24 protein-coding genes and 1 pseudogene are annotated in these 25493 nt (G+C 70.4%); 18 read left to right on the forward strand and 7 right to left on the reverse strand.

From position 1 onward, the window contains the following. The first annotated feature begins 372 nt into the window (after nucleotides 1-372). On the forward strand, nucleotides 373-573 hold the full coding sequence (locus WDW90_RS25060) for a hypothetical protein (RefSeq protein WP_336490208.1): 201 nt from the start codon (nucleotides 373-375) through the stop codon (nucleotides 571-573). A gap of 545 nt (nucleotides 574-1118) precedes the next feature. Then, nucleotides 1119-2150 (forward strand): aldo/keto reductase, encoded by a 1032-nt coding sequence (locus WDW90_RS25065; protein ID WP_336490210.1) that lies wholly within the window; start codon nucleotides 1119-1121, stop codon nucleotides 2148-2150. Nucleotides 2151-2199: 49 nt separating this feature from the next. Here the strand turns inward: WDW90_RS25065 and WDW90_RS25070 are convergent, their stop codons facing one another. Then, nucleotides 2200-4443, reverse strand: a complete 2244-nt coding sequence (locus WDW90_RS25070; RefSeq protein ID WP_336490211.1) for a xanthine dehydrogenase family protein molybdopterin-binding subunit — start codon at nucleotides 4441-4443, stop codon at nucleotides 2200-2202. A gap of 11 nt (nucleotides 4444-4454) precedes the next feature. Continuing rightward, the gene (locus WDW90_RS25075) at nucleotides 4455-4901 is read right to left on the reverse strand and encodes a (2Fe-2S)-binding protein (RefSeq protein ID WP_336490212.1); all 447 of its coding nucleotides are present in this window, start codon (nucleotides 4899-4901) and stop codon (nucleotides 4455-4457) included. 428 nt (nucleotides 4902-5329) lie between these two features. Between WDW90_RS25075 and WDW90_RS25080 the strand changes: the two genes are divergently transcribed. After that, nucleotides 5330-5806, forward strand: a complete 477-nt coding sequence (locus WDW90_RS25080) for a MarR family winged helix-turn-helix transcriptional regulator (RefSeq protein ID WP_336490213.1) — start codon at nucleotides 5330-5332, stop codon at nucleotides 5804-5806. Nucleotides 5807-5814: 8 nt separating this feature from the next. Here WDW90_RS25080 and WDW90_RS25085 read toward each other — a convergent pair whose 3' ends face one another. Continuing rightward, the gene (locus WDW90_RS25085) at nucleotides 5815-6552 is read right to left on the reverse strand and encodes a L,D-transpeptidase (protein WP_336490214.1); all 738 of its coding nucleotides are present in this window, start codon (nucleotides 6550-6552) and stop codon (nucleotides 5815-5817) included. A 477-nt stretch (nucleotides 6553-7029) separates the two neighbouring features. On the opposite strand from WDW90_RS25085, the gene WDW90_RS25090 reads away from it, so the two are divergent. Both WDW90_RS25090 and WDW90_RS25095 read left to right on the forward strand, forming a co-directional pair. Further along, nucleotides 7030-7806 carry a lytic murein transglycosylase gene (locus tag WDW90_RS25090; protein ID WP_431311117.1) on the forward strand — a complete coding sequence of 259 codons (777 nt, stop codon included), beginning with the start codon at nucleotides 7030-7032 and terminating at the stop codon, nucleotides 7804-7806. 230 nt (nucleotides 7807-8036) lie between these two features. Continuing rightward, entirely contained in the window at nucleotides 8037-8453 is a 417-nt protein-coding gene (locus WDW90_RS25095) for a thioesterase family protein (protein ID WP_336490217.1), read from the forward strand. A 103-nt stretch (nucleotides 8454-8556) separates the two neighbouring features. Here the strand turns inward: WDW90_RS25095 and ilvD are convergent, their stop codons facing one another. The 3 genes from ilvD to WDW90_RS25110 form a co-directional block, all read right to left on the reverse strand. Beyond that, entirely contained in the window at nucleotides 8557-10386 is a 1830-nt protein-coding gene (gene ilvD / locus WDW90_RS25100) for a dihydroxy-acid dehydratase (RefSeq protein WP_336490218.1), read from the reverse strand. 101 nt (nucleotides 10387-10487) lie between these two features. After that, the gene (locus WDW90_RS25105) at nucleotides 10488-10673 is read right to left on the reverse strand and encodes a hypothetical protein (RefSeq protein ID WP_336490219.1); all 186 of its coding nucleotides are present in this window, start codon (nucleotides 10671-10673) and stop codon (nucleotides 10488-10490) included. Nucleotides 10674-10963: 290 nt separating this feature from the next. Then, entirely contained in the window at nucleotides 10964-11194 is a 231-nt protein-coding gene (locus WDW90_RS25110) for a hypothetical protein (protein ID WP_336490220.1), read from the reverse strand. A gap of 563 nt (nucleotides 11195-11757) precedes the next feature. Here WDW90_RS25110 and WDW90_RS25115 point away from each other — a divergent pair. The 12 genes and pseudogenes from WDW90_RS25115 (at nucleotide 11758) to WDW90_RS25170 (ending at nucleotide 24233) form a co-directional block, all read left to right on the forward strand. Then, complete coding sequence (locus WDW90_RS25115) at nucleotides 11758-12789, forward strand: aldo/keto reductase (protein WP_336490221.1); 1032 nt, start codon at nucleotides 11758-11760, stop codon at nucleotides 12787-12789. A gap of 230 nt (nucleotides 12790-13019) precedes the next feature. Next, nucleotides 13020-13682, forward strand: coding sequence for a tripartite tricarboxylate transporter TctB family protein (locus WDW90_RS25120; RefSeq protein WP_336490222.1), 663 nt, complete (start codon nucleotides 13020-13022; stop codon nucleotides 13680-13682). A gap of 28 nt (nucleotides 13683-13710) precedes the next feature. After that, the gene (locus WDW90_RS25125) at nucleotides 13711-15216 is read left to right on the forward strand and encodes a tripartite tricarboxylate transporter permease (protein ID WP_336490223.1); all 1506 of its coding nucleotides are present in this window, start codon (nucleotides 13711-13713) and stop codon (nucleotides 15214-15216) included. Nucleotides 15217-15265: 49 nt separating this feature from the next. Next, nucleotides 15266-16256 (forward strand): annotated as a pseudogene (locus WDW90_RS25130) (tripartite tricarboxylate transporter substrate-binding protein). A gap of 125 nt (nucleotides 16257-16381) precedes the next feature. Next, on the forward strand, nucleotides 16382-17134 hold the full coding sequence (locus WDW90_RS25135) for a TerC family protein (protein WP_336490225.1): 753 nt from the start codon (nucleotides 16382-16384) through the stop codon (nucleotides 17132-17134). Nucleotides 17135-17254: 120 nt separating this feature from the next. Then, the gene (locus WDW90_RS25140; RefSeq protein WP_336490226.1) at nucleotides 17255-18457 is read left to right on the forward strand and encodes an ABC transporter substrate-binding protein; all 1203 of its coding nucleotides are present in this window, start codon (nucleotides 17255-17257) and stop codon (nucleotides 18455-18457) included. 48 nt (nucleotides 18458-18505) lie between these two features. After that, a complete protein-coding gene (locus WDW90_RS25145; RefSeq protein ID WP_336490227.1) occupies nucleotides 18506-19360 on the forward strand; it encodes a branched-chain amino acid ABC transporter permease in 855 nt (284 codons plus the stop codon). Nucleotides 19361-19370: 10 nt separating this feature from the next. Beyond that, entirely contained in the window at nucleotides 19371-20372 is a 1002-nt protein-coding gene (locus tag WDW90_RS25150; RefSeq protein ID WP_336490228.1) for a branched-chain amino acid ABC transporter permease, read from the forward strand. Then, nucleotides 20369-21196, forward strand: coding sequence for an ABC transporter ATP-binding protein (locus WDW90_RS25155; protein WP_336490230.1), 828 nt, complete (start codon nucleotides 20369-20371; stop codon nucleotides 21194-21196). The genes WDW90_RS25150 and WDW90_RS25155 overlap by 4 nt, the downstream gene beginning before the upstream one ends. Further along, a complete protein-coding gene (locus WDW90_RS25160) occupies nucleotides 21193-21909 on the forward strand; it encodes an ABC transporter ATP-binding protein (RefSeq protein WP_336490231.1) in 717 nt (238 codons plus the stop codon). The genes WDW90_RS25155 and WDW90_RS25160 overlap by 4 nt, the downstream gene beginning before the upstream one ends. A 63-nt stretch (nucleotides 21910-21972) precedes the next feature. After that, a complete protein-coding gene (locus tag WDW90_RS25165; RefSeq protein WP_336490232.1) occupies nucleotides 21973-23460 on the forward strand; it encodes a M81 family metallopeptidase in 1488 nt (495 codons plus the stop codon). Further along, nucleotides 23457-24233, forward strand: coding sequence for a FadR/GntR family transcriptional regulator (locus tag WDW90_RS25170; protein WP_336490233.1), 777 nt, complete (start codon nucleotides 23457-23459; stop codon nucleotides 24231-24233). The genes WDW90_RS25165 and WDW90_RS25170 overlap by 4 nt, the downstream gene beginning before the upstream one ends. 439 nt (nucleotides 24234-24672) lie before the next feature. Here the strand turns inward: WDW90_RS25170 and WDW90_RS25175 are convergent, their stop codons facing one another. Beyond that, on the reverse strand, nucleotides 24673-24900 hold the full coding sequence (locus tag WDW90_RS25175) for a hypothetical protein (protein WP_336490235.1): 228 nt from the start codon (nucleotides 24898-24900) through the stop codon (nucleotides 24673-24675). A gap of 313 nt (nucleotides 24901-25213) precedes the next feature. On the opposite strand from WDW90_RS25175, the gene WDW90_RS25180 reads away from it, so the two are divergent. Continuing rightward, a partial coding sequence (locus WDW90_RS25180; RefSeq protein WP_336490234.1) for a hypothetical protein occupies nucleotides 25214-25493 on the forward strand: 280 nt, incomplete at its 3' end.

Raw genomic sequence — 25493 nt, forward strand, 5'->3', positions numbered from 1 at the left:
GTCGTGGACCTGCCGGTAGAGCGGCCGGAAGCCGACGCCCTCACCCCCCTCACGGCCCGACCCGCCGCCAGATCCGCCCGTGCCCAACCGTTCCATCGTTCGACGTGATGCTTCCTGCCGCCCTGTGCCGAAGGGAGCGGCTGAGCCAGCAAGTCTCCCGGTTCAACAGTTAAGTCTTTGTCCCGAGCCCGGCAATGATCGGTCGCGCCCGCCCACAGGCGATGATCGGGATCCGGGTTCGCGCACGCAGCGCCGTCCGCGTCGGGTCAGGCTTGCAAGGTGGGCAATCCGGGCACGGGCGGTTGCAAAGATGATGGCATGGAGTATTCCAAGCGCGGCCGTTCCTTCCTTTCCGCGCGACGAGGTGAGTTGATGAGCAAACAGCTGACGGACGACCGCCCGATCTGGCCCTCGGTTCCCGCCTCCGAGCCGCCGATCCCGCATTCCCCGGCGCTCGACCGGCCGCGAGAGCCGTCGTCTCGTGCCGACGCTCCGGCCGCCTTCCCGGCAACGCCTCCGCAACCGGTACCGGTCACCGAGCCGTTCGAGGGCTTCGGCTCCTTCTCGGGCTGAGCGGGAGAACGCGCCTCGACGCGACTCGCAGCGTCCCCGACGTCGACGGCGCGAAAAATCCTCTGCGCGTGGCCGTTCACGGGGCCGGGCTCGGACCCGCCGCGATCGGGGTACTGCCAGAATACGCCGTCAGGATGATGGCGCGGCGCCCCGGCCTGCGCTCTCCTGCGACCCGCTCGACATGCGCGGCTCGCGGGGACAGTGACATGCCTCGACAAATCGGACCCGATCGACCCATCTGGCCCCCCGTCCCCGATTCACCCGACCCATCGCCCGGTTCCGGGACCGCGCGGCGCCCGACCGACGGCGCCCGCCGCCTGCCGCGCTGCGCGACGCTCGACGAGTTGATGCTGCTGCCACCCCCGCCCGAACATCGCTCCGAACGCCGCCCGCGCGACGCCGGATAGGCGCGGCCGTGCGGTAGCGGAGCCGTTGCCGCGGCCCGATCGAGCCCTAAGAGAAGACGCGGGTGCGGTGCCCCGCGGCTCGCTCCGCGTGTTTCCGCGGCGCGCCCATCCTGCGGGGGGCGGAGACGGGAGCACGAGATGGAATACCGGCAGTTCGGACGATCCGGCCTCAAGGTGCCTGTCCTCAGTTTCGGCACAGGCACCTTCGGCGGCACGAACGAGTTCTTTCAGCGCTGGGGCCAGACGGACGTCGCGGAGGCGACGCGCATGGTCGATTGCTGCCTCGATGCGGGGGTCAATTTTTTCGACACCGCCGACATCTACTCGCAGGGCGCCTCGGAGGAGATCCTCGGCCAGGCCCTCAAGGGCAAGCGCGCGCGAGCGCTGATCTCGACGAAGGCGACCTTCGCGGCGGGCGACGGCCCGAACGAGGTGGGTTCCTCGCGCTACCACCTCGTGCGCGCCTGCGATGCCAGCCTGAAGCGGCTCGGCACCGATCATATCGACGTCTACTTCATGCACGGATTCGACGCGCTCACCCCCGTCGACGAGACCTTGCGGGCCCTCGACGACCTCGTGCGGTCGGGCAAGGTCGGCTACATCGGCGCCTCGAACTTCTCCGGCTGGCAGCTCATGAAGGCGCTCGCGACCTCCGAGCGCCACGGGCTCGCCCGCTACGTCGCCTACCAGGGCTACTACTCGCTGATCGGCCGCCACTACGAGTGGGAGCTGATGCCGCTCGGGCTCGACCAGGGTGTCGCCCTAATGGTGTGGAGCCCGCTCGGCTGGGGTCGGCTCACGGGCAAGATCCGGCGCGGGCAGACGGCACAGGGCGGGCGCATCGCCTCGGGCGGCGCGGAAGGCGGACCGCCGGTCGCGGACGAGTACCTGTACGGCGTGGTCGACGCCCTCGATGCGGTGGCGGCCGAGACCGGCAGGACGGTGGCTCAGGTGGCGCTCAACTGGCTGCTCAGCCGGCCGACGGTCGCCAACATCGTGATCGGCGCGCGCACCGAGGAGCAGTTGCGCCAGAACCTCGAAGCCGTCGGCTGGTCGCTCTCCGCGGACCAGGTCGCGCGGCTCGACGCGGCAAGCCAGGAGACGCCGATCTATCCCTACTGGCACCAGAAGGGATTCGACGAGCGCAATCCGAAGCCGACCGTCTGGTGACGCCCACGCCCGCCGGCCGCGCCTCGTGATCGCGGCCGGCGGGCGCCTCTCACGCGCCGGACAGCCGGGTCTTGGCGAGCGGGAGGCTGCGGACGCGCTGCCCCGTCAGCGCCGCCACCGCGTTGACCACGGCCGGCGGCACGCCGGGCAGGCCCGGCTCGCCGATGCCGCCCATCGGCGCGCCGCTCTCCACGATGGCGACGTGCACCTGCGGCATCCGCTCACGGTCGAGGACCGGGTAGGCGTCGAAGTTGCGGGCCTGCCGCTGCCCACCCTCGTAGACGACCTGTTCCAGGAGCGTCGCCGAGAGACCGAGCGCCGCCGCGCCCTCCACCTGCCGCTCGACGATCGCCGGGTTGACCACGCGCCCGGGATCGATCGCGATCCAGAGATCGTGCACCCGTGCCTCGCCGTCCTTCAGCGACACCTCCGCGACCGTCGCTGTCTCCGAGCCGAACGGCGAGGCCATCGAGACGCCGCGCGCGCGCCGCGTGCCGTCGGGTGCGTCGAACGGCCCGCGCTTCCATCCGCCCGCGAGGCCGGCGACGGTCCGCAGCAGCGTGAGATGGCGCGGGCTGTCCTTCAGGAGCGCCAGGCGCAAGTCGAAGGGATCCATGCCTCCGGCCTCCGCCACCTCGTCGAGGAAGCTCTCGTAGAAGAAGTCGTTCATCGAGTGCCCGACCGAGCGCCAGAAAGCGATGGTAACGGGTTGTGGCACCTTCACGTAGTCGAGCTTCCTGTTCGGGATTGCGTAGGGCTTCCTGTCGAGACCCTCGACCACGGAGGAATCGACCGGTTCCTTGAACACCGCGCCGAACCACCGACCGATCGGCCCCTCGCCGACCGCGCGTGTATGGATCGCGACCGGCATGCCGTCCGGCCCGATTCCGGCGCGGAAGCGCACGAACCCGAGGGGCCGCACCGCGTCCATGCCGAACTCCTCCTCGCGCGACCACAGCACCCGCACCGGCCGGCCCGTCGCCCTGGCGAGCAGGATCGCCTGCGGGAAGGGGTTGGCCGGCCCGTAATAGAAGTGCCGCCCGAAGAACCCGCCGAGCATCGGCGAGTGGATGCGCACGCTGTCGGGCTGCAGGCCGGCGACCTTGGCGGCCACCTGCTGGAACACTTCCGGCATCTGGTTCGGCACCCAGAGATCGAGGCTGCCGTCATCGCTGAAGCGCGCGATCGACGAGGGCGGCTCGAGCTGCGCGTGGGCGAGGTAGGGCGCGTCGTACTCGGCCTCGACGATTTTCGCGGCGCTGCCGAGCGCCCGCTCCGCGTCGCCTTCCTGCTCCGCCACGAGCAGGGCAGCCTGCGAGACCTTGAGCGCCTCGCGCATGGCCGCCGAAGAGAAGGCCTCTGAGACGGTGTCGAGCCCCTGAGCCGCGGGCTTCGTCCAGGTGACCTGCAGCGCCTCGACTCCCTTGCGGGCATGCCACCAGGTATCGGCGACCACGGCCACGGCACCGGGCAGCCGGTGAATGGACCCGACGCCCGGCATCGCCGCCACGTCCGACTCGTTCGCGATCGCCTCGGGCTCGGTGCCGAGATGCGGCGCGTGCACGACGGCGGCGTGCAGCATCCCGTCGATCGCGAGGTCGATCGCGTAGGTCGCGCGCCCCGTCGACTTGTCACGCATGTCGAGGCGCGGCACCGGCTTGCCGATGTAGCGGAAGCTCGCCGGGTCTCTCAGCGGCACGTCCTCGCGCGGCTTCAGCGCGAGCGCGGACTCGGCCAGCGCGCCGTAGCCCAGCGAGCGGCCGGAGGCTGCATGAACGACGCGGCCGTTCTCCGTCGTGAGCTGATCGGGTTGCGTGCCGAGCTTCGCGGCCGCCGCCCGGATCAGCATCTCGCGGGCCGTGGCGCCGAGGCGGCGCATGGCCTCGAAGCTGGAGCGCGTCGAGAAGCTGCCGCCGGTAAGCCGCAGCCCGTTGACGACCGCATAGTCGGGCCCGGGCGGCGCGCATTCCACGGCAAAGCGCGACGGGTCGAGGTCGAGTTCCTCGCCGATCGTCTGGGCAAGCCCGGTGTTGATGCCCTGGCCGCCCTCGACGAAGGGGCTGAGCAGGCGGACAGAATCGTCGGGCCGGATCTCGAGGAAGGCGGCGACACGGGTGCCGGGCTTCGGAGCCACGGCGCCGGCGCCCTCGGCCTGGGCGCGGGCCTCGGTCGGCAGGCCGATGCCGAGGAGGAGCGCGCCTGAGGCCGCACCGAGGAAGCCGCGGCGGGAGAGGTTGCGCACCGGCTCGGGAGCGCGATGGTCGGTGAGCAGCAGGGGCGTGAGGTCGTTCATGGCTTGCCTCCTCACGCGGCGGCCTGCCGCACGGCGGCGGCGACGGCGTTGTAGGTGCCGCAGCGGCAGAGGTTCGTCATGGCCCCCGCGATGTCGTCGTCCGATGGCCTGGGCGTCCGCTTCAGGAGGCTCGTGGCCGCCATCACCTGGCCGGACTGACAGTAGCCGCATTGAGGCACCTCGATGCCCACCCAAGCCTCGACGACCTTCCGGCCGACAGGATCCTGCTCAATCGCCTCGATCGTGGTGACGGCCTGAGTGCCGACGCTCTCGATCGGCACCTGGCACGAACGGGCCGCCTGCCCGTCGAGGAGCACCGTGCAGGCGCCGCATTGGCCGATGCCGCAGCCGTACTTGGTGCCGGTGAGACCGAGCGTGTCGCGCAGCACGAAGAGGAGCGGAGTGTCCGGCTCGACATCGGCCTGACGAGCCTGTCCGTTGATGGTGAGCGTGGGCATGCGGACCTCTCGAGGGTGGCAGCAACGAAGCTGCGATGGACGCAGCGGAGACGCGCGGAGCGAGAGTCTCTCCAATCTAGATCGGCCGGATCGTCATTTGCGAGCCCTGGACGACGCATCGTCCGCCTGGCGACGGTCGTCGGCCGGCATTGCCGGTCCCGATCCGCGACGGCGCACGGTGCGAGCGGGGATGCGCGTGCGTTCCCTCCCGCATCGCACGATTCCGTTCATGTCCGAGGGAAGACGCGGCAGCGACGCTGCGCCCGCTCCTCGAACGATAAGATGCATATGCATCCATCGAGAAGTGGCATATGCATGCATTTGTTTTGAGCGTCAAGCGGGATGCGGTTCAGGTCCGGTTCGTTCTACGCGTTTGAACAGGGAAGGAGTCCGGCGCGGGCCGGACCTGGATCACCGTGAGAGCGACGATGAACACCGACCCGAGCCTGTGCAGCAACGCGGTGCTGCGGCAGGCCATGCGCAGCCTCGGCCAGCTCTACGACGACGCCCTCGCGCCGAGCGGGCTCAGGGCGACGCAGCACGGCCTGCTCGCGACGATTGCGGCGCTGGGTTCGCCCACGATGGGGGCGTTGGCCGAAGCGCTCGTGATGGACCTTTCGGGGCTCGGTCACACCTTGAAGCCGCTCGCGCGGGACGGGTATGTCCGGCTCGTTCCGGATGAGCGTGACCGTCGCGCGCGGCGCGTCTCGCTGTCGGATGCCGGCCGGGCGAAGCTCGGCGAAACGACGGCGCTCTGGCGTGCGGCCCAGGATCGGTTCGAGGCCGCGTTCGGCCCGATCGAGGCGGCGCATCTGCGGCGCGTGCTGGGCCACCTCGCCTCGCGGGAATTTCGCGACGCTTTCCTGGCCGGCAGTTCCGCCCGGCCCTCAGCCGATCCCGAGTGAGAGAGACGTCAGCAGCGCGTGCAGATCGGTTTCGCGGCCTGCATGCCCTGGTTGAGCAGGCGGCCGAGCACGTCCTCGCGCTCCTGCGGTCGGGCGGCCGTCTGCGGGGCGGACTCCGTGCCGGTCGCCGCCGGCGACGCGGAGGCGGTGACGGTCGGCGATGGGGCGATGGGCGCGCTCTGAGCGGCGGTGGCGGGCTCGGCGCGTCCGAGCGGCTCGGACTGCCATTTCAGGCGCGCTGCCGCCGAGCGCTGTAGTGCCGCGAGCGGATTCACGCCGGGACCGGATCCGCCACGGTCGGCCACGGCCTCGCCCTCGCCGTCCACCAGCACCTTGGTATTGGCCAGTCCCTCGCTCTGCACCAGCGCGAAGAGTGCCGCGGCCTGCCTGGGCGCCAGGCGCACGCAGCCGTGCGAGGCGGGGCGGCCGAGCTGGCGCATGTGGTTCGTGCCGTGGATCGCGTGGCCGTTCGGCGTGAAGAAGATCGCGAAGGGCATCGGCGCGTCGTCCCATTCCCGGGAGAAATGCATCCGCACCATTCGGTTCGGAGCGTAGGCGCCGCTCGGGGTGTCGTAGCCCGAGGCACCGGTCGAGACCGGCCAATCGTAGCGTTGCTGGCCGTTGACTGACACCGCCATGCGCTGGCTGCCCTTGTCGATGCTGATCACGACGTCCGCCCAGGCGGGCGGCGCCGCGGCGGCCAGCACGGCGAGGCTCGACAACAGGGGAAGAACGAGGCGATGCATGGAAACCCTTCGGCGGGAATGCTCACGCTCAAGTTACCTGCCCGCTGCCGGCGATCAAGCTCCGGTTCGGTCGGCGGCGCCGGGTCACCCGCGGCGAACGCCCCGGGGACCGGTCGAAGCGGCTGCGGAACCCGCGGCCGCCTGTCCGAGGAGGCTCGGCGCCAGGACGGTCCCGCACCGGCGAGGCGATCCGGGCAGGACGGATGCGGCAAGCGATCGTTTGCCTTGAACGCGGCTTTTTCTCGAACCAGCATGCCGCAGGGCTTGGCTTGGCCGTCCTCCCGTGACAGTCGCGTCCGGCGGCCTTGGCCGAGATCTGCGCTGCCCCGGTCGCGATCCTGCCGAGCGGTGACGAAAGTCCGTGACCGGGCGGGATTTCGTGGCTTATTGCGCAGTGGCTAAGGTTTGCCGACCCGTGCCGCGGCTGGATGAAGCGGCGGCCTGAAGGAGTTTTGAATGCGCACACGCGAGTACAGGATGTGCCTCGTCGCTGCGGCGGTCGCGGCGCTCACGGGCATCGCCGACAGCGCGAGCGCCGCGCAATGCGGCAATTCCTCGGCCGGCTTCGCCGCCTGGAAGAAGGAATTCGCCGACGAGGCTCGGGGCCGCGCCAGCGCAACGAGCCTCGCCGCCCTGATGGACACGTCCTACTCGGCGGCGACGATCGCGGCTGATCGGGGCCAGAAGAGCTTCCGCCTGTCGCTCGACCAGTTCCTCGCCAAGCGCGGCGGTTCGGCGATCGTGTCGCGCGGGCGGGCGCTGAAACGCGCCGACCGGGCCCTGTTCGCCTCGATCGAGCAGCGTTACGGCGTGCCGCCGGGACCGCTGCTCGCCATCTGGGGCATGGAAACGGGCTTCGGGGCCTCGCGCGGGAACGTAAACACGCTGTCGGCCGTCGCGACGCTGGCCTATGATTGCCGGCGCTCCGCCTTCTTCACCGACCAGCTCTACGCCGCCCTGACCCTCGTCGACCGCGGGATCCTCACGCCGAGCACGCGCGGCGCGGCTCACGGCGAGGTCGGTCACACCCAGTTCCTGCCGAAAAGCGTCCTGAACTACGGGACGGGCGGCAGCCTCGACAGCGCACCGAACGCCCTGAGCTCGACGGCGAACTTCCTGAAGGCGCATGGCTGGCGCGCGGGCGCGGGCTACCAGCCGGGGGAAGCCAATTTCGGCGCGATCCAGGGCTGGAACTCGGCCTCCGTCTATCAGCGCGCCATCGCGCTGCTCGGCCAGCGCATCGACGAGGACTGACGACGAGCAGCCCGGATCGCTCCTGTCCGTCGGGCAGCGCCGGTCGACCGGTCGGATCGTCGTCGAGACGCGTGCGGCCGGCGGATCGGCCGGTCGCACGGCATGATGTCGCGGCCTCTCAGTGCGTCGTGCGGCGGTTTCGGATCTCGCGCTCGGGAACCCGCGCGGCGTCCGTGAGATGAGTGTCAGGCCCGGCGGCGCTGCGCGACGTCGCAGGCGCGGAGCTTTCCATGCAGGACATTCCTCTCGGTGCACAGGGTCACTACTCGATGCTGGTCGGGCCACAGCACCTCGCCAACCAGTTCAAGGACGCGATCCTCCCGCCGGTCTTCGCCACTCCGATGATGATCCTGGCCATGGAGAACGCGGCGCTCAATGCGATCCGGGAGTTCCTCGATCCCGGCGAGAGCGCGGTGGGCACCAAGGTCGACGTGGCCCACCTCGCGGCCACCCCGATCGGCCATTGGGTGCGGGCCGAGGCGGAGGTGACGGCCGTCGACGGACGCCGCATCGCGTTTCGCGTCGCGGCCTGGGACGAGACGGAGAAGATCGGGGCCGGAACGCATGAGCGCGTCGTCGTCGACCTGCCGCGCCTCGCCGAGCGGCTCGACAAGAAGCACCTCCGGTCGCCCTCCCTGGGAGCTTGACCGGCCGGCCGTGCCTCGTTGCGAGGGGCCACCCGCCCGGCTCCGCGGCGGGAGGTTCTCGGAACCCCCCCCGCCGCGCGCGATCCGATCGTGAGGGGCGCGCTCAGGCCCGACGCACGGCCCCGTGCGCGGCGCTCGTCGTCAGCATGGCGTAGGCGCGCAGGGCCGCGCTGACCTTGCGCTTGCGCGGATTCTCGGGCCGCCAGCCCCGCGCGGCCTGCGCGCCGCGCCGGCGCTCCAGCTCCGCCTCGTCGACCGCGAGGTGAATGCGCCGGTTCGGGATGTCGATCTCGATCCGGTCGCCCTGCTCGACGAGCCCGATCAGCCCGCCCTCCGCCGCCTCCGGCGAGACGTGGCCGATCGAGAGGCCGGACGAGCCGCCCGAGAAGCGCCCGTCGGTGACGAGGGCGCAGGCTTTGCCGAGGCCCTTCGACTTCAGGTAGCTCGTCGGGTAGAGCATCTCCTGCATGCCGGGCCCGCCGCGCGGGCCCTCGTAGCGGATCAGCACCACCTCGCCGGGCATCACGCGGCCGTTGAGGATGCCGTCCACCGCTGCGTCCTGGCTCTCGAAGACGTGCGCGGTGCCCGCGAAGGTCAGGATCGCGGCGTCGACGCCCGCCGTCTTCACGATGCAGCCATCCTCCGCGAGGTTGCCGAACAGCACCGCGAGGCCGCCATCCTGCGAGTAGGCGTGCGCGGCGGCCCGGATGACGCCGGCCTCGCGGTCGAGGTCGAGCTCGTCCCAGCGCGAATCCTGGCTGAACGCCACCTGGGTCGGCACACCGCCGGGAGCGGCCCGGTAGAAGGCGTGGACGGCCGGGCTCTGGCTGCGGCGCACGTCCCAGCGCGCCAGCGCCTCGCCGAGGCTGCCGGCCGCGACGTTGCCGGCACGGGTGTCGATCAGCCCGGCCCGGTCGAGCTCGCCGAGGATTCCCATGATGCCGCCGGCCCGGTGCACGTCTTCCATGTGGACGTTGGCGACGGCGGGGGCGACCTTGCAGAGCACCGGCACGCGCCGGGAAAGGCGATCGATGTCGGCCATGGTGAAGGGCACCCCGCCCTCGTAGGCGGCGGCGAGCAGGTGAAGGACCGTGTTGGTCGAGCCGCCCATGGCGATGTCGAGCGTCATGGCGTTCTCGAAGGCGGAGAAGCTCGCGATAGCGCGCGGCAGCACGCTCGCGTCGTCCTGCTCGTAGTAGCGGCGGGCGAGATCCACGATCAGGTGGCCCGCCTCCACGAACAGGCGGCGCCGGTCGGCGTGGGTGGCCAGCACCGAGCCGTTGCCGGGCAGCGCCAGGCCCAGCGCCTCGGTGAGACAGTTCATGGAATTGGCCGTGAACATGCCTGAGCACGAGCCGCAGGTCGGGCAGGCGGAGCGCTCGATGACGGCGACGTCCTCGTCCGAGACGCGGTCGTCGGCCGCCGCCACCATCGCGTCGACGAGGTCGAACGTGCGGGTGATGCCGCCCACCACCGCCTTGCCGGCCTCCATCGGGCCGCCGGAGACGAACACGACCGGGATGTCGAGGCGCAACGCCGCCATCAGCATGCCGGGGGTGATCTTGTCGCAGTTCGAGATGCAGACCATGGCGTCGGCGCAATGCGCGTTGACCATGTACTCGACCGAGTCGGCGATGAGCTCGCGCGAGGGCAGCGAGTAGAGCATGCCGTCATGGCCCATCGCGATGCCGTCGTCGACCGCGATCGTGTTGAACTCCTTGGCGACGCCGCCGGCCTTCTCGATCTCGCGGGCGACGAGCTGGCCGAGATCCTTCAGGTGGACGTGGCCCGGCACGAACTGCGTGAAGGAGTTCACGACCGCGATGATGGGCTTGCCGAAGTCGCTGTCCGTCATGCCGGTGGCGCGCCAGAGGCCGCGGGCGCCGGCCATGTTGCGGCCGTGGGTGGTGGTGCGGGAACGATAGGCGGGCATGGTCTCTCTCGGCGATTGCCGACCTTTTGCCGCCGAGCTCGATCCGGCTCAAGAGCCGGCCAGCTCGACGCAGCCATGCAGGATGCTCCGACCGGGTGGTTTCAGTGACGGCCGAGCCAGATGAGCGCGCTCAGGACCCCGATCGCGGCAATCCCGAGAACTACGAAGATCGCGTTCTCGGCGCGGAACAGCCCGGCGGTTCGGAGCGTGCCCCGCTCCGGCGGCGCCTTCTTGCCCGCTGTCGCGGGCACTCGGTCGGCGGATTCTTCGGGCGTCTGTTCGGCCAAGGCAGGCCTCGCGAAGCTTGCGAACGGAGGTGCCGGCGCCGTGCGGGCTTCCGGTCGCCGCGTCCTGGACTGGCGCCCGTCGCCTCGCGCCCGGCCCGCACCGGACGATGATGACGGGACGATATCACGCGCGGCGCGCGGAATCCTCGCCTCGAGGCAGGGATCGACCTGCGCCGCACCCCGTCACCGTTTCAGGGCCGGCGCCATCCCGATTCCCTAAATCGGGACCGCGCGAGCCGGGCACGGGAGGCGCCCCTCATGGGCGCCCCTCTTGTCCGGCCGGCATCGGTTCAGCGGTTCAGGGCGTCCGCCGGACCACCCGCATGCTGGCCCGAGAAACGGTAGGCCGGACCGGGCCGGTAGCGCGTGTCCTGAAGCGGCGCGACGAACCGGCCGGCCGCGTACGGGTAGCCCGAGTAGGCGGATGGCGGGAAGGGGCTATGCTGCGAATCGATGCCCTGCGCCAGAGCGGGCGTGGCTGCCGCGACGAACAGGGCGGCGGCGAGGATCCGGAACGTCATGATGATCTCCTGGGTTCAGGGTTCGAGCGGAAATCATCCGGTCAATCGTGGGCTGAGAAAGATCGTGGCGTCTCGCGGTCTTGGTCGCCCCGGCTTTGCTTGGCCGAATGTACCCTCTCAACAGGCTGTTCGCGGAGAGGTTCGGCCCGTCGTGTGCGCTGCAACACAAGCGGCGCGGCGCGCCCGCCCGGCGGCCCGGGCGGCGCCATCCCGCTGAGACGGTGAGACGGTCGATGCAGGGATGTGAGGCGCGGGCTGGCTGCCGCCCGTCGACAGGGCGGCGAGGCCGAGGCGACCGGCCCGACGGCGGCTTCAGGGCCGCACCCGACCGGGCACGAACCGCGACCGCCGCGACGCCGAGCACCGCTCGACGGATCGGGAGGCCCCATGCACGTCCCGGTGCTTACCGCGGACGGCCTCGCGCCCTATAGTTCACGCCGGCGACCGATACGGCCACCGTGCCGCTTCAAGCCCGTCCCATGCTCGGCGCGCAAACCCGCGGGAGCCCGAGCGCCGTTCCGTTCCGCCGCGGATCTCCGCTTCCTCGAAGTCTGGTGACTTGCATGCATTACCGCAATCTCGGCCGCTCCGGCCTGAAAGTGTCGCCGCTCTGCCTCGGCACCATGATGTTCGGCGGTCAGACGGACGAGGGCACGGCCGGGCGCATCATCGGGGCGGCCCGGGCTGCCGGCATCAATTTCATCGACACGGCCGATGTCTACAACGAGGGCCGCTCGGAGGAGATCACCGGTCGCGCCATCGCGCAGGAGCGTCCGGATTGGGTGCTCGCGACCAAGGTCGCCAACGCGATGGGGCCGGGCCCGAACGAGCGCGGGTTGTCGCGCGCCCGGATCATGCGGGCCGCGGAGGAGAGCCTGCGTCGGCTCGGTACGGATTTCATCGACGTCTACTACCTCCACAAGGAAGATCACGAGACGCCGCTCGCCGAGACGGTGCGGGCGATGGGCGACCTCGTCCGCCAGGGCAAGATCCGCTATTTCGGGGTCTCGAACTACCGCTCCTGGCGGGTCGCCGAGATCTGCCGGCTCTGCGACGACCTCGGGATCGACCGGCCGGTCGTCAGCCAGCCCTATTACAACGCCCTCAACCGGATGCCGGAGACGGAGCACCTGCCGGCCTGCGCCTATTATGGCCTCGGGATCGTGCCCTACTCGCCGCTGGCCCGCGGTGTCCTCACCGCGAAGTACGATCCCGACGCGCCGCCGCCCGAGCACAGCCGCGCGGGTCGTCAGGACACCCGCATGATGCAGACCGAGTGGCGTCCGGAATCGCTGCGGATCGCGCGGATCCTGCAGGCGCATGCCGAGCAGCGCGGGATCACGGCCGGACATTTCGCGGCGAGCTGGGTGCTGAACAACGCCCTCGTCACCTCCGTCATCGCCGGGCCGCGCACCGAGCAGCACTGGTCCGACTACCTCGCGACCCTCGACTACACGTTCACGGCCGAGGACGAGGCGCTGGTCGACTCGCTCGTGACGACGGGGCATCCCTCGTCGCCCGGCTACAACGATCCCGCCTACCCGATCGAGGGGCGCGTGCCGCGAACGGGGGCCCGCCAAGGGGAGGCCGGCTGACCGAGGCCGAGCGGGCGCCGCGGGGCCCGACGCCGCCCCGCCGCGCGGATGACGCCGCGACCTCCGGTCGAGCGTGGCCGCGAGCCCCCGAGGGCTCTCGCTTGCCGCAGCCCGGCAAATTCTGTGTCTGCGGTATTCTGCATGCAGGACGCTGCCGCGAGGACGTGCCATGATGGCCCGGCGAACCGCCCGAAGTGGCGGAGCCTGAGATTGCGCCGGGAGAAAGCGTCATGGATGAGCCGATCCACGGCTCGGAGCGCGGAAACACGCTCGTCCGCGGCCCGCAGGCGCTCGCGGCGGGTCTCGGCCTCGTCGGTCTCGGGATCTTCGGCGTCTGGGCCGGGAGCGATCTTCCGCAGGGTAGCTTGCGGGCGATGGGCCCGGGGCTGCTGCCGCGCTGGCTCTCGATCGGCGTCGGCCTTTGCGGACTTGCCCTCGTCGCCGCCGGCTTCCTGAAGGACGGCCACCGCCTCCCGCCGGTCGCCCTGCGCGGGCCCTTCGTGGTCATGCTGGCGATCCTCGCGTTCGCGGTGACGATCCGTCCGGTCTCCCTCGGCCCGCTGACGACGCCCGGGCTCGGCCTGATCGTCGCCGGGCCTCTCGCGATCCTCATCGGCGGCTACGCGACGCCGGATGCGCGCCTGCGGGAACTCGTCGTCCTCGCCCTGTTCCTGACGGCGGGCTGCATGGTGCTCTTCGGCGATCTCCTGAATCTCGCGATCCCGATCTTTCCGACCGCTTTCCTCGAGGCGTTCGCCGGCAGCCTGTCGCCGCGCGTGCTGCTACGGGCGGGCGCAGGCGGATTGGCGCTCGTCGGCCTGGTCCTCCTCGGCTTCGGGCGCGGCGCGCGCCGTCGTGCGGTCGAGGTCGCTCCGCACTCGATGACGACCTGAGCGGCAGCCGCGGATCGGGACCCGGACAGTGTCGGATCTCCTCACCAATCTCGGGCTCGGCTTCTCGGTGGCCTTGAGCCTGCAGAACCTCGCGCTCTGCTTCATCGGCTGCCTCGTGGGCACGCTCATCGGCGTCTTGCCGGGCGTCGGCTCGATCGCCACGATCGCGATGCTCCTGCCGATCACCTTCGGGCTCGATCCCGTCGGCGCCCTGATCATGCTCGCCGGGATCTATTACGGCGCCCAGTACGGCGGCTCGACGACCGCGATCCTCGTCAACATACCGGGCGAGGCCACCTCGGTCGTCACCACCCTGGACGGGCACCAGATGGCGCGGCAGGGCCGTGCCGGGATCGCGCTCGGCATCGCCGCCATCGGATCGTTCTTCGCCGGCACGGTCGCGACCCTCCTGATCGCGGCCCTCGGCACGCCCCTGGCCCGCCTCGCCCTGATCTTCGGGCCGGCCGAGTACTTCGCCCTGATGGTGATGGGCCTCGTCTTCGCGGTGGTGCTGGCGCGCGGGTCGATCCTGAAGGCCGTCGCGATGATCCTGATCGGCATCCTGCTCGCGTCCATCGGAACGGATCTCGAGACGGGCCAGGAGCGCATGACCTTCGGCTTCGCCTTCCTGACCGACGGGATCGATTTCTCGGTCCTGGCGATGGGCCTGTTCGGCGTCGCCGAGATCCTGCGCAATCTCGACGAGACCGAGACGCGCGACCTCGTGCGCCAGCGGATCGGCCGTCTGTTGCCGGGCCTGGCGGATCTCCGCCAGGCCGCCGCACCGGTCCTGCGCGGGACCGCGATCGGCTCGATCCTCGGCATCCTGCCGGGAAACGGCGCCGTGCTCGGTCCCTTCGCGGCCTACACGGTCGAGAAGCGCCTGGCGCGCGACCCGCGCCGCTTCGGCCAGGGCGCGATCGAGGGCGTCGCCGGCCCAGAGAGCGCCAACAATGCCGGCGCCCAGACCTCCTTCATCCCGCTCCTGACCCTCGGCATCCCGCCGAATGCCGTCATGGCGCTGATGGTCGGAGCGATGACGATCCACGGCATCGTTCCCGGACCCGGGGTCATGACCAAGAACCCGAACCTGTTCTGGGGCATGATCGCCTCGATGTGGCTCGGGAACCTGATGCTGCTGATCATCAACCTGCCGCTGGTCGGCGTGTGGGTCGCGCTGCTCAAGGTGCCCTACCGGCTGATGTTTCCGGCCATCCTGATGTTCTGCGCCATCGGGATCTACTCGATCAACGCGACGCCGACGGACGTGATGCTGATCGGGTTCTTCGGGCTCTGCGGCTACGTCCTGATCAAGTTCGGCTTCGAGCCCGCTCCGCTGCTCCTCGGATTCGTGCTCGGCCGGCTGATGGAGGAGTACCTGCGCCGCGCGCTCACCCTGTCGCGGGGGGATCCGATGGTCTTCCTCGAACGGCCGGTGAGCGCCGTCCTGTTCGTGGTCTCGGCCATCCTGCTGGCGGCGGCGCTGCTCCCGTCGCTGCGCAGGAGCCGGGACGAGGTCTTCACCGAAGCATGACCGGCGCGGCATCGCCGACCCGATCCGGTCGAGAGAGGGAGGGATCACCATGAAGAACGCCATTGCCCAGGGTTTCGCGGCGCTCGGCCTCGCGGCCGCTCTCGCGGCTGCCGGCGCCGCCCGGGCGGATGCCTTTCCGCAGCGTCCGATCACCATGGTGGTGCCCTTCGCCGCCGGGGGGGCCGACCGACGTCGTCGCCCGCATCGTCGGCGAGCACATGTCCCGGACGCTCGGCCAGCAGGTCGTCATCGAGAACGTCACGGGCGCCGGCGGCACCACTGGGATCACGCGCGCCTCGCAGGCGGCGCCCGACGGCTACACGGTGATGATGGGCCATATGGGCACGCACGGAGCGGCTCCCGCCCTGTTCAAGGGGCTGAAATACGATCCGGCCAAGAGTTTCGACCCGATCGGGATGGCGGCCGGAACGCCGATCCTGATCGTCGCGAAGAAGGATTTCCCGGCCGCCGACCTGAAGGGCTTCATCGCCGCGGTGAGATCCGGCGGCGCCGGCGTGAATCAGGCGCATGCCGGCGTCGGCTCGGGGTCGCACTCGACGGGCATCCTGTTCGACTCGATGATCGGCGCGAAGCCGACCCTCGTGGTCTATCGCGGCACCGGCCCGGCCCTGAACGACCTCATGGCCGGCCAGGTCGACTTCATGACCGACCAGATCGTGAACGTGGCCCCGCAGATCACGGGCGGGACGATCAAGGCGTACGCGATCGCGACCCCGGAACGCTCGCCCGTGCTGCCCGACGTTCCGACCACCAGGGAGGCCGGCCTCGACGGCTACGAGGTCAGCGCCTGGAACGCCGTCTTCGCGCCGAAGGGCCTTCCGAAGGAGGTCGCGGCCAAGCTCGAGACGGCCCTCGCCAAGGCCCTGGACGACGAGAATACGCGCAAGCGCATCCTCGATCTCGGCGGTACGGTGCCGGCGCCGGCCGAGCGTGGCCCGGCGGCCCTCCAGACGCTCGTCGAGAGCGAGGTGGCGCGCTGGACCCCGGTGCTGCGGGCCGCCGCCGACGGCACCCCGTAGCCCCGCGCGACGGCGGACCGCGTCGATCCGGATTCCTCGGCGAGCCGGACGCGGCCGGCGCGCCGATGGACGACCGGCGGTGATCTCGCCTAACGGACGGGGCGGGCCGTGAGGAAAGGCGTTTCGTGGATCACTACCTGACTTCGACGTTCCTGCTGTCGCTGCTTCAGATCGTCTGGATCGACATCATCCTGTCCGGCGACAACGCCGTGGTGATCGCGCTGGCCTGCCGCGGTCTCCCGGAGCGGCAGCGGCGCATTGGCATCTTCCTGGGAGCCCTTGCGGCGGCGCTGCTTCGCATCGCCTTCGCGGTCGTCATCTCGTACCTGCTCGCGATCCCGCTCCTCAAGGTCGTCGGCGCGCTGATCCTCCTGCACATCGCGATCAAGCTCGTGCGCGGCGAGGACGAGGGGGGAAGCGAGGTCAGGGAGAATTCGAGCCTTCCGAAGGCGATCTGGACGATCGTCGTGGCCGATGCCGTCATGAGCTTCGACAACGTCGTCGCGGTCGCGGGCGCCGCCAAGGGCCACGACGAGCTCTTCGTCATCGGCCTCGCGCTGTCCGTCCCGCTGCTCGTCATCGGTGCGAGCCTGATCGCGCGCTTGATCGACCGCTTTCCGATCCTGATCTGGTTCGGCGGCGGCCTCCTGGGCTGGGTCGCGGGCGAGATGATCGCGTCCGACCCGCTGGTGCAGCAGCATGTCGTCGCGGCGCTCCCGGAGGTGCTGCGGAAAAGCGTCCATCACGGCATCGCCGCTCTCGGCGCCACCTTCGTCATCGCGGCCGGCTGCCTGCTGCGAAGCAAGAGCACGCAGGACGTGGCCCAGGAGCAGGCCGAAGCCGTCGGCAAGGCCGAGGCCGACGTTCTCGGCAGCTGACGGATCCCTGCGGCATCGGCCCGGGATCGCCTGCGGCGGCGGCCTCCGGTCACGAGGCCTCTGGTGGAATCGATGCGGATAGTTAGGATAACGCGTCCGTCCCCTCGATCGAGGACCCTCATGCTCCATCGCCGCAATTTCCTGACGACCTCCGTCGCCGCCGCCGCGCTCGCCCTGCCCGGACTCCGGCGCGGTGCGGCCGCCGCCGACGGCCCCCTGGTCATCGGCGTGCCGCTCCCGATCTCCGGCGCCTTCGCGGCCAACGGCAAGTTCGCCTCGATGGGAGCGGCCTTCGCCGCCGAGGAGGCCGGTACCGCGCTCGGCCGGAAGATCGTCACCCGCGACATCGACACCGAGGGCAAGCCGGCCCCGGCCGCGCGCAAGGTCCAGGAGGCGATGGGCGAAGGCACCCGGCTTTTCGCCGGCGGCATCCTGTCCTCCGAAGCCCTGGTGATGGGCAAGGAAGTCGCCAAGGGGGGCGGCGTCTTCATCACCAGCGCGGGCGCCGACGAGATCACCGGCCAGGAATGCAACCGCGGCACCTTCCGCTGGACCGTGCCGACCTTCGGGGCCATCGCCCAGACCGTGCGCCCCCTGATCGAGCAGATGCCCCAGGCCAAGCGCTGGTACACGATCACGCCGCAATACGTGTTCGGCGAGGGGCTTCTCAGCGCCGCCAAGGCGGTGTTCCAGGAGAAGGGCGTCGAGCATGTCGGCAACAGCTATCATTCGCTCGCCGAGAAGGAGTTCAGCGGCTACCTGACCAACGCCATCGCGGCCAAGCCCGACGTGCTCCTGATCCTCAACTTCGGCTCGCAATCCTCCGACACCCTACGCCAGGCCGTCAGCTTCGGCCTCAAGAAGCGGATGACCATCGTTCTGGCCTGGGCCTCGGGCCTGGAACAGTTCGAGGCGCTCGGTCCCGACCTCTGCGAGGGCGTCTATTTCGGGGCGCAGTACTGGCACGGCATCGATGCGCCGCTGAACAAGGCGCTGGTGGCGAAGCTGCGCGAGACCCGCAAGATGAGCCCGAACTACTCGTTCGCCGCGTCCTATCTTCTGACCAAGCTCCTCATCGACGGCGCCGCCAAGGCGGGCAGCGCCGATGGTCCGGCCGTGATCAAGGCATTGGAGGGGCTTAAATATTCGGGTCTCACCGGGGACGAGGAGATCCGCGCCGCCGACCATCAATGCATCAAGGACTACTACCTTCTGAAGGGCAAGGCGAAATCCGCCATGGGCGACAAGGACGACTTCGTCGACATCGTCGGGTCGGGCAAGTCCTTCCTCTCGCCGGAAGCTGCCGGCTGCAAGATGACATGAGGTGAATTCTACCTCGCGTCGAAGGCTCCCGCCTTTCCGGAGTACGGCTTGACCTATCTGTTCCAGATCCTCAACGGCATCGGCCTGGGGATGCTCTACTTCCTTCTGGCGGTTGGTCTGAGCATCATCTTCGGGCTGCTGCAGTTCGTGAATTTCGCGCACGGGGCCTTCTACCTGCTCGGTGCCTATCTCGCCTACGAGATGGTCGAGCGGGGCGCGAGCTTCTGGGTCGCGCTGCCGCTCGCGGCGCTCGCCGTCGCGAGCCTGGCCGCGCTCACCGAGGCGGTGCTGCTGCGGCGGATCTACAAGCTGCCGCACACCTTCCACATCCTCGTCACGGTCGGCCTCGCCCTGGTTGTGCAGGAACTGGTGATCATCGTCTGGGGGCCGCTCGGCGCCAATCTCGCGCCGCCCGACGCCCTGAGCGGCGTCGTGATCCTCGGGGATTTCGTCTACCCCGAATACCGGCTCTTCGTGATCCTGTTCACGGCTTTCCTCGCGGCCGCCCTGTGGTGGCTGCTCGAGGGTACGAGGCTCGGGGCCATCGTCAGGGCCGGCTCGGAATCGCCGGACGACATGGCGCTCCTCGGCTACGACACGATGCGCATCAACACCGCCGTCTTCGCCCTGGGGGCCGGGCTAGCGGGGCTTGCCGGAGCGCTCGCCGCGCCGATCCGCGGCGTCGAGCCGTTCATGGGGGTCGAGGCGCTCGGCATCGCCTTCGTGGTGGTGGTGATCGGCGGCATGGGCAGCTACGCGGGCGCGCTGGCCGCCGGGCTCGTCGTCGGCATCGCCCAGAGCCTGATGGCGACGCTCTGGCCCGAAGGCGCCCGCCTCGTGATCTATCTCGGCATGGCGGGCATCATCGTGGTGATGCCGCGCGGCCTGTTCGGGCGGGCCTGAGGAGGTTTCGATGACCAGCTTCCTCGGCCGCCCTCTGGTCCATTTCGGTCTCGCCGTCGCCACCGTGCTGGCCCTGCCGCTGCTGCTCCGGTCGGGCACGCTTGCCAGCGAGATCCTGATCTACGCGCTGGCCGTCGCCGCCTGCAACCTGCTGCTCGGCTACACGGGTCTGCTCTCCTTCGGGCAGGGCATCTTCTTCGGCCTCGGCAGCTACGTCGCGGGGCTCGTCCTGCTGCGCACGCCCCTACCGGTGCCCGTCATGCTGGTCGTCGCGCTCGCGGTCGGGGCGGCGACCGCGACCGCGGTCGGCTGGCTCTCGATCCGCCGGCAGGGCGTCTACTTCGTGATGCTGACGCTGGCCTTCTCACAGATGTTCTACTTCCTGGCCTACACGTCGAGCGGCCTGACCGGGGGCGACAACGGCCTCCTCGACGTGCCGCGCCCGTCGCTCGGCGGAGCCCTGCTCGCGGATCCGTGGTCCTACTACGCGTACGTGGCGGTCCTCTTCCTCGGCCTCTTCGCCGCCCTCCAGCGCGTCGCGCTCTCGACCTTCGGCCGCACCCTGCTGGCGATCCGCGACAACGAGGCCCGCGCCAGCGCGATCGGCTTCCCGGTGCGGACCTTCAAGGTGGCCGCCTTCGCGATCTCCGGCGCCGTCACGGCCGTCGCGGGTGCGCTCCACGCCATGCTGATCGGCGTCGCACCCCTGTCGAACATCGAGTACCACACCAGCGAGTCGCTCCTGATCATGACGATCATCGGCGGTAGCGCGAACCTGTTCGCCTCGGTCCTGGGCGCGGCTGCCTACCTCGTGGCGGGGGATCTCCTCTCGGCGATCTGGCCCCGCTGGCTCCTCCTGCTCGGCCTGATCCTGATCGGGATCGCGCTGTTCATGCAGCGCGGCCTCTGGGGCCTGATCGAGCGGGCCGCCGCCCTCGTTTCTCGAGCGCCCGCCCCGGACGATCCCGCGCCAGACCGCCCCGTCGTTCCCGCCGAGGGCGCCAAGCCATGACGCACCCCGCCACGACGCGCCCCGCCATGACGACGACGGCCCGGGGAGCGCCTTCCGCCGGCGACGCGATCCTCTCCGCCGACGGGCTCGGCGTCCGCTACGGCAGCTTCGTCGCGCTGAAGGACGTCACCCTGCGGGTGCGCGAGAACAGCGTCCACGCGATCATCGGGCCGAACGGGGCCGGCAAGACCACGCTGTTCCACGCGCTGACCGGTCGGATCCGGGCGGCGACGGGCCGGATCGCGCTCGCGGGCCGGGACATCACCCGCGTGCCGGACGACGACCGGGTTCGCCTCGGACTCGCGCGCTCGTTCCAGGTGACGAGCCTGTTCGCGACGCTGAGCGTGCGCGAGAACCTGCGCCTCGCCGCGCAGGGGCGCACGCCCTGGCAGGCGCTCGCGCCCTGGCGAAGCGTCCAGGGAAACGGCGCGGCGCTCGCGACAGCCGAGGCGATGCTGGAGCGCCTCGACCTGGCGCGCGTCGCGCTGCGGCCGGCCGGAGAGCTGTCGCACGGGCAGCAGCGCCGGCTTGAGGTCGGCATGGCGATGGCGGCACGGCCCCGCGTTATCCTCCTCGACGAGCCGACCTCGGGAATGGGCACCGACGACATCGGGGCCATGACGGACCTGATCCGCGCTCTCGGTCGGGACCACACGGTGCTGTTCATCGAGCACAACATGGGCATCGTCATGAATATCAGCGATACGGTCACGGTCATGCGCGCCGGCCAGATCCTGGTCGAGGGCAAGCCCGCCGCGGTGCGCGACGACCCGGAGGTGCGCCGCGCCTATCTCGGCAACATGATCACGGGCGACATCCGATGAGCTCCGGCGCGGCGGCCCTGCGGCTCGACGAGGTCCAGGGCTATTACGGCAAGAGCCACATCCTGCAGGGCGTCAACCTGGAGGTGCGCGAGGGCGAGATCGTCTGCCTGCTCGGCCGCAACGGCGCCGGCAAGACCTCGACGCTTCGCAGCATCAGCGGGCTCCTGCCGCCGCGTGGCGGCCGCGTCACGTTCCGCGGCCGGGACCTCGCCGGGTGGGCGCCCCACCGGATCGCCCGGGCCGGCCTCTGCCTGGTGCCGGAGGACCGGGGCATCTTCGGCCTGCTGACCGTCGAGGAGAACCTGCGCATCGCCGTACGCAAGGGCTCGCCCTGGTCGCTCGCCGACATCTACCGCATGTTCCCGCGCCTGCAGGAGCGCCGCCGCAACGGCGGGTCCCAGCTCTCGGGCGGCGAACAGCAGATGCTGGCGATCGCCCGTGCCCTTCTCAACGACCCGAAGCTTCTGATGCTCGACGAGCCGGTCGAGGGCCTCGCGCCGGTGATCGTCGAGGAGATCGTGGCGCAGATCCGCCTCATCCGCGAGGCCGGCATCCCGATCCTGCTGGTGGAGCAGAACCTCGCCGTCTGCCTCGGCCTCGCGGATCGCCACTACATCCTGGAGCTCGGCCGTGTCGCCTACCACGCGAGCGCGGCGGATTTCGCCCGCGACGACGCGGCGCGAGACCGCTTCCTCGGCGTGAAGGTCCATTGAGGGGCCGCCCGCCGCGGCCCCGCACGCCCGTCTTCCCACGAGTGCCGCCACGCGAGGGCCGCCATGCGCATCGTCACCGCCCGCCTCAACCACGAGACCAACACCTTCTCGCCCCTGGCGACGCCGCTCGCGGCCTTCTCTCCTCTCTGGGGCGAGGCCGCGCGGGTGGCGGGCGAGGGCAGCGCCACGGCGCTCGGCGCCTTCCTGGCCTTCGCGGCCTCGCGCGGCGCGGCCGTCGCCGTCCCGGTGACGGCGCATGCCAATCCGAGCGGGCCGGTCGCGGACGAGGCGTTCGAGACCCTGGCCGGGGCGATCCTGGCGGCGGTCGCCGAGGGGTGCGACGCGATCCTCCTCGACCTGCACGGCGCGATGGTGACGCGGAGCCACGACGACGGCGAGGGCGAGCTTCTCGCCCGCATCCGGGCGATCGCCCCGGAGGTTCCCCTCGGCGTCGCCCTCGACCTTCACGCCAACGTCACGCCCCGCATGGTGGAGCATTCCGACGTCATCGTCGGGTTCAAGACCTACCCCCACGTGGACATGGCGGAGACCGGGGCCGCGGTCGCCCGCATCGTCGCGCGCATGCTCGACGAGGGCCTGAGGACGCACCAGGCCTGGTGCCATCCGCCGCTCATCGCCCACACCCTGCGCATGGATACCCGGGTGCCGGGCGCCATGGCCGATCTCGTCGCGGCCGCGCGCGGCGCGGAAGCGCGGCCGGGCATCCTTGCCGCGACCCTGTTCGGTGGCTTCGGGCTCGCGGATCTCGCGGAGGCCGGCGCCTCGATCGTCGTCGCGGCGGAGAGCCGGGACGGGGCGGAGGCGGCCGCGCAGGACCTTGCCGCGACGCTGTGGGCGCGGCGGGCGGAGTTCGTCTACGAGGAGGTGCCGCTCGCGGCCTCGATCGCCGCGGCGCGCCGGGCCCTCGACGGGCCCGGCACCGGCCCGGTCCTGCTGCTCGACCACGGCGACAATTGCATGTCGGGCGGCACCTGCGACGTGATGGACGTGCTCGCCGCCGGCCTCGAGGCCGGGCTCGACGGGATCGTCGCCGGCCCGATCTGCGACCCGGCCGCGGTCGCGGCCCTGTTTGACGCCGGGACTGGTGCGCGGGTGAGCCTCGGCGTCGGAAACCGGGTGAGGTTGCCGGGCTTCCCGGCCCAAGCCCCCCTCCCCCTCTCCGGCACGGTCGCGGCTCTCAGCGACGGCACCTACGTCATCACCGGGCCGACCTACACGGGTCAGCGCTGCGGCATGGGCCGGGCCGCGGTGCTCGCGACCGACCGGGCCCGGATCCTCGTGACGGAGCAGCCGCACGAGCCCTGGGACCTCGCCGTGTTCACGAGTTCGGGCATCGACCCGCGCGCCGCCCGCATCCTGATCCTGAAATCGCGGATGTATTGCCGTCCGGTCTTCGAGCCGATCGCCCGCGCGGTGATCGAGTGCGCCAGCGCCGGGGTGACGAGCTCGAACTACGATCTCTTTCCCTTCGCCAGGCTCGCCCGCCCGGCCTATCCGCTCGATCCGGCCGCCGCGTGGCCGCCGCGATGAGGCCGGAGGACCGGGACGCGCTCCGCCCGCCCCTGCGGCGGGTCAAGCTGTCCGACCAGATCGCCGAGGATCTCTGTCGCCGCATCGCGCGCGAGCGCATGGAGCCCGGCCAGCGCCTGCCGAACGAGCGCGCCCTGATGCAGCATTACGGCTGCGCCAAGGGGACGATCCGCGAGGCCCTGAAATCCCTGGAGGTTCAGGGGCTGGTGACGATGCAATCCGGCCCCAACGGGGGCGCGGAGATCCGCCCGATCTCGATCGACGCCGCGGCGCAGCAGCTGAGGCGCTTCCTGCATTTCCGCGAGCTCGACTTCGCGCAGGTCTACGCCGTGCGGCGCAATCTCGAGGTCGCGCTCGGGATCAGCGTGGTCGGCCGGCTGAGCGCCGGCGACCTGCGCCGCCTCGACGAGAACATCGCCGCCTGCGACGCGGCCGCCGCCGGCGGTCGGCGCCTGGCCGGTCGAGCGCTCGAACTCGCATTCCACGACATACTCTGCGACGCGAGCGACAATGCGCTCTTGGCCTTCATGTGCCGCTTTCTCAACAGCATGCTGCGCGACCTCGTGGAATTTCGCAGCGACAGCCTGACGGAGCACGAGGCCTTCGGCGCGCACAACCTCGACAGCCACCGCCAACTCGTCACGGCCTTCCGCGCCAAGGACGCCGAGGCGGTCCGGCGCATCATGCAGGAGCACATGTGCTGTGCCGAGCATTTCATGAAAAGGCTCGATGCGGCGTTCCGCAAAGACCTCCTCAGCTCCGGCGCGGCCTGAGCGTTTCGGCCCGACGCCGCGGGAACCTCTTGGAGCGGGCGATCGGGATCGAACCGACGACACTCGGCTTGGGACGCTGTGGTAGGCCATTGATTTTGCTGAAACATGTTCCCCGAAGCCGTCTTGCGCCGGGCGCGTAGCAGCCGGCTGCGTGGAGGCTTTCGTCGGGCGGGGCAACCGGGGCGCTTCGATAGAGATCGTCTTCCTCTCGTCCCTGTGATCCGCGGGTTGTCACCTCCGCCGAAGGAGGCCGTTTCCGACGGATGCACCTTCACGAGGGCCGCTCGTCTCGCTCACACGAGGCCGATGCGGCGCGCGTTCTGGCTCGGCACGGCTGCGATCTGACCGCGCTGCTCGCTGCCGCCAATACAGCCCTCCACCCGACCTCCCTGCCGATCCTCGGCTTGCCGAGGGCCACAGTTCTCATGCCGTGGATTTCTCAAATCGTGCGATGATGGCTGAGCGACACGAGGAGGTTGATCATGGCCTCGGAGAAAAAGCACGGAAACCGCGAAGCCAAGAAGCCGAAGAAGCCCGTTCCGAAGACGATTGCGGCAGCGCCATCCACGAAGGACATGGTCAGCGCGGCCGTCAAATCGGCCAATCGGAAATAGGCTTCGCAACCAGGCGTGCCGCCAAGCCGCCAACCCAGTGGCTGGGCGGACATGGTGGCATTCCGCGCCTGCGGACGGCCATGCGTGCAGATCCCCAACCGCCGGGTCATCAGGGGTGGAGCACGCATGGTCGTTCAAGGTACTTGACGCGATTGGCTCAGGCTTACCCCAATGCAGCGCGGAACACCTGTCATAGGAGGTGTCATCTCCGTCTTGATGCTCACCGCAACGCCGGTGGCAGCCGCTCCGGTGCGGCCCGGGCTTCAGCCGGCTGCCGAGGTGGTGCTCGACGGACCTTGGTGGGTGACGAGCTCAGGTGGAGCAGACTGCCAGGGGCGGCGCTGCTCAACGGACTTTGCTCTGTCCATGGATGTCAAGGAGCGGCCGGCGGGCACGCCCGATCAGCGCCTGCGCGGCGAAGTCGCTCGGTCGGACCATCCGGGCGGATCTGGGCGGGTCCTTGGGCCGATCCACCGTGCCGGCCGAATCTGGACGGCGCGATGGGAACGCGGCTTCGTCAGTCTTGTGGAGGTCGGTGAGCGGGACCTGTGGCTCTGGCTCGTCTCGCCTGCCGATCCCGAGGGAGCGGACCAAGACCGGGAGGAAACGGAGCTTGGGCTCCCGGTCGGAAGCAGACAGGCCGCCT

The organism is Methylobacterium nigriterrae, from assembly GCF_037106235.1.
In the GTDB taxonomy this organism is placed as follows: Bacteria; Pseudomonadota; Alphaproteobacteria; order Rhizobiales; family Beijerinckiaceae; genus Methylobacterium; species Methylobacterium nigriterrae.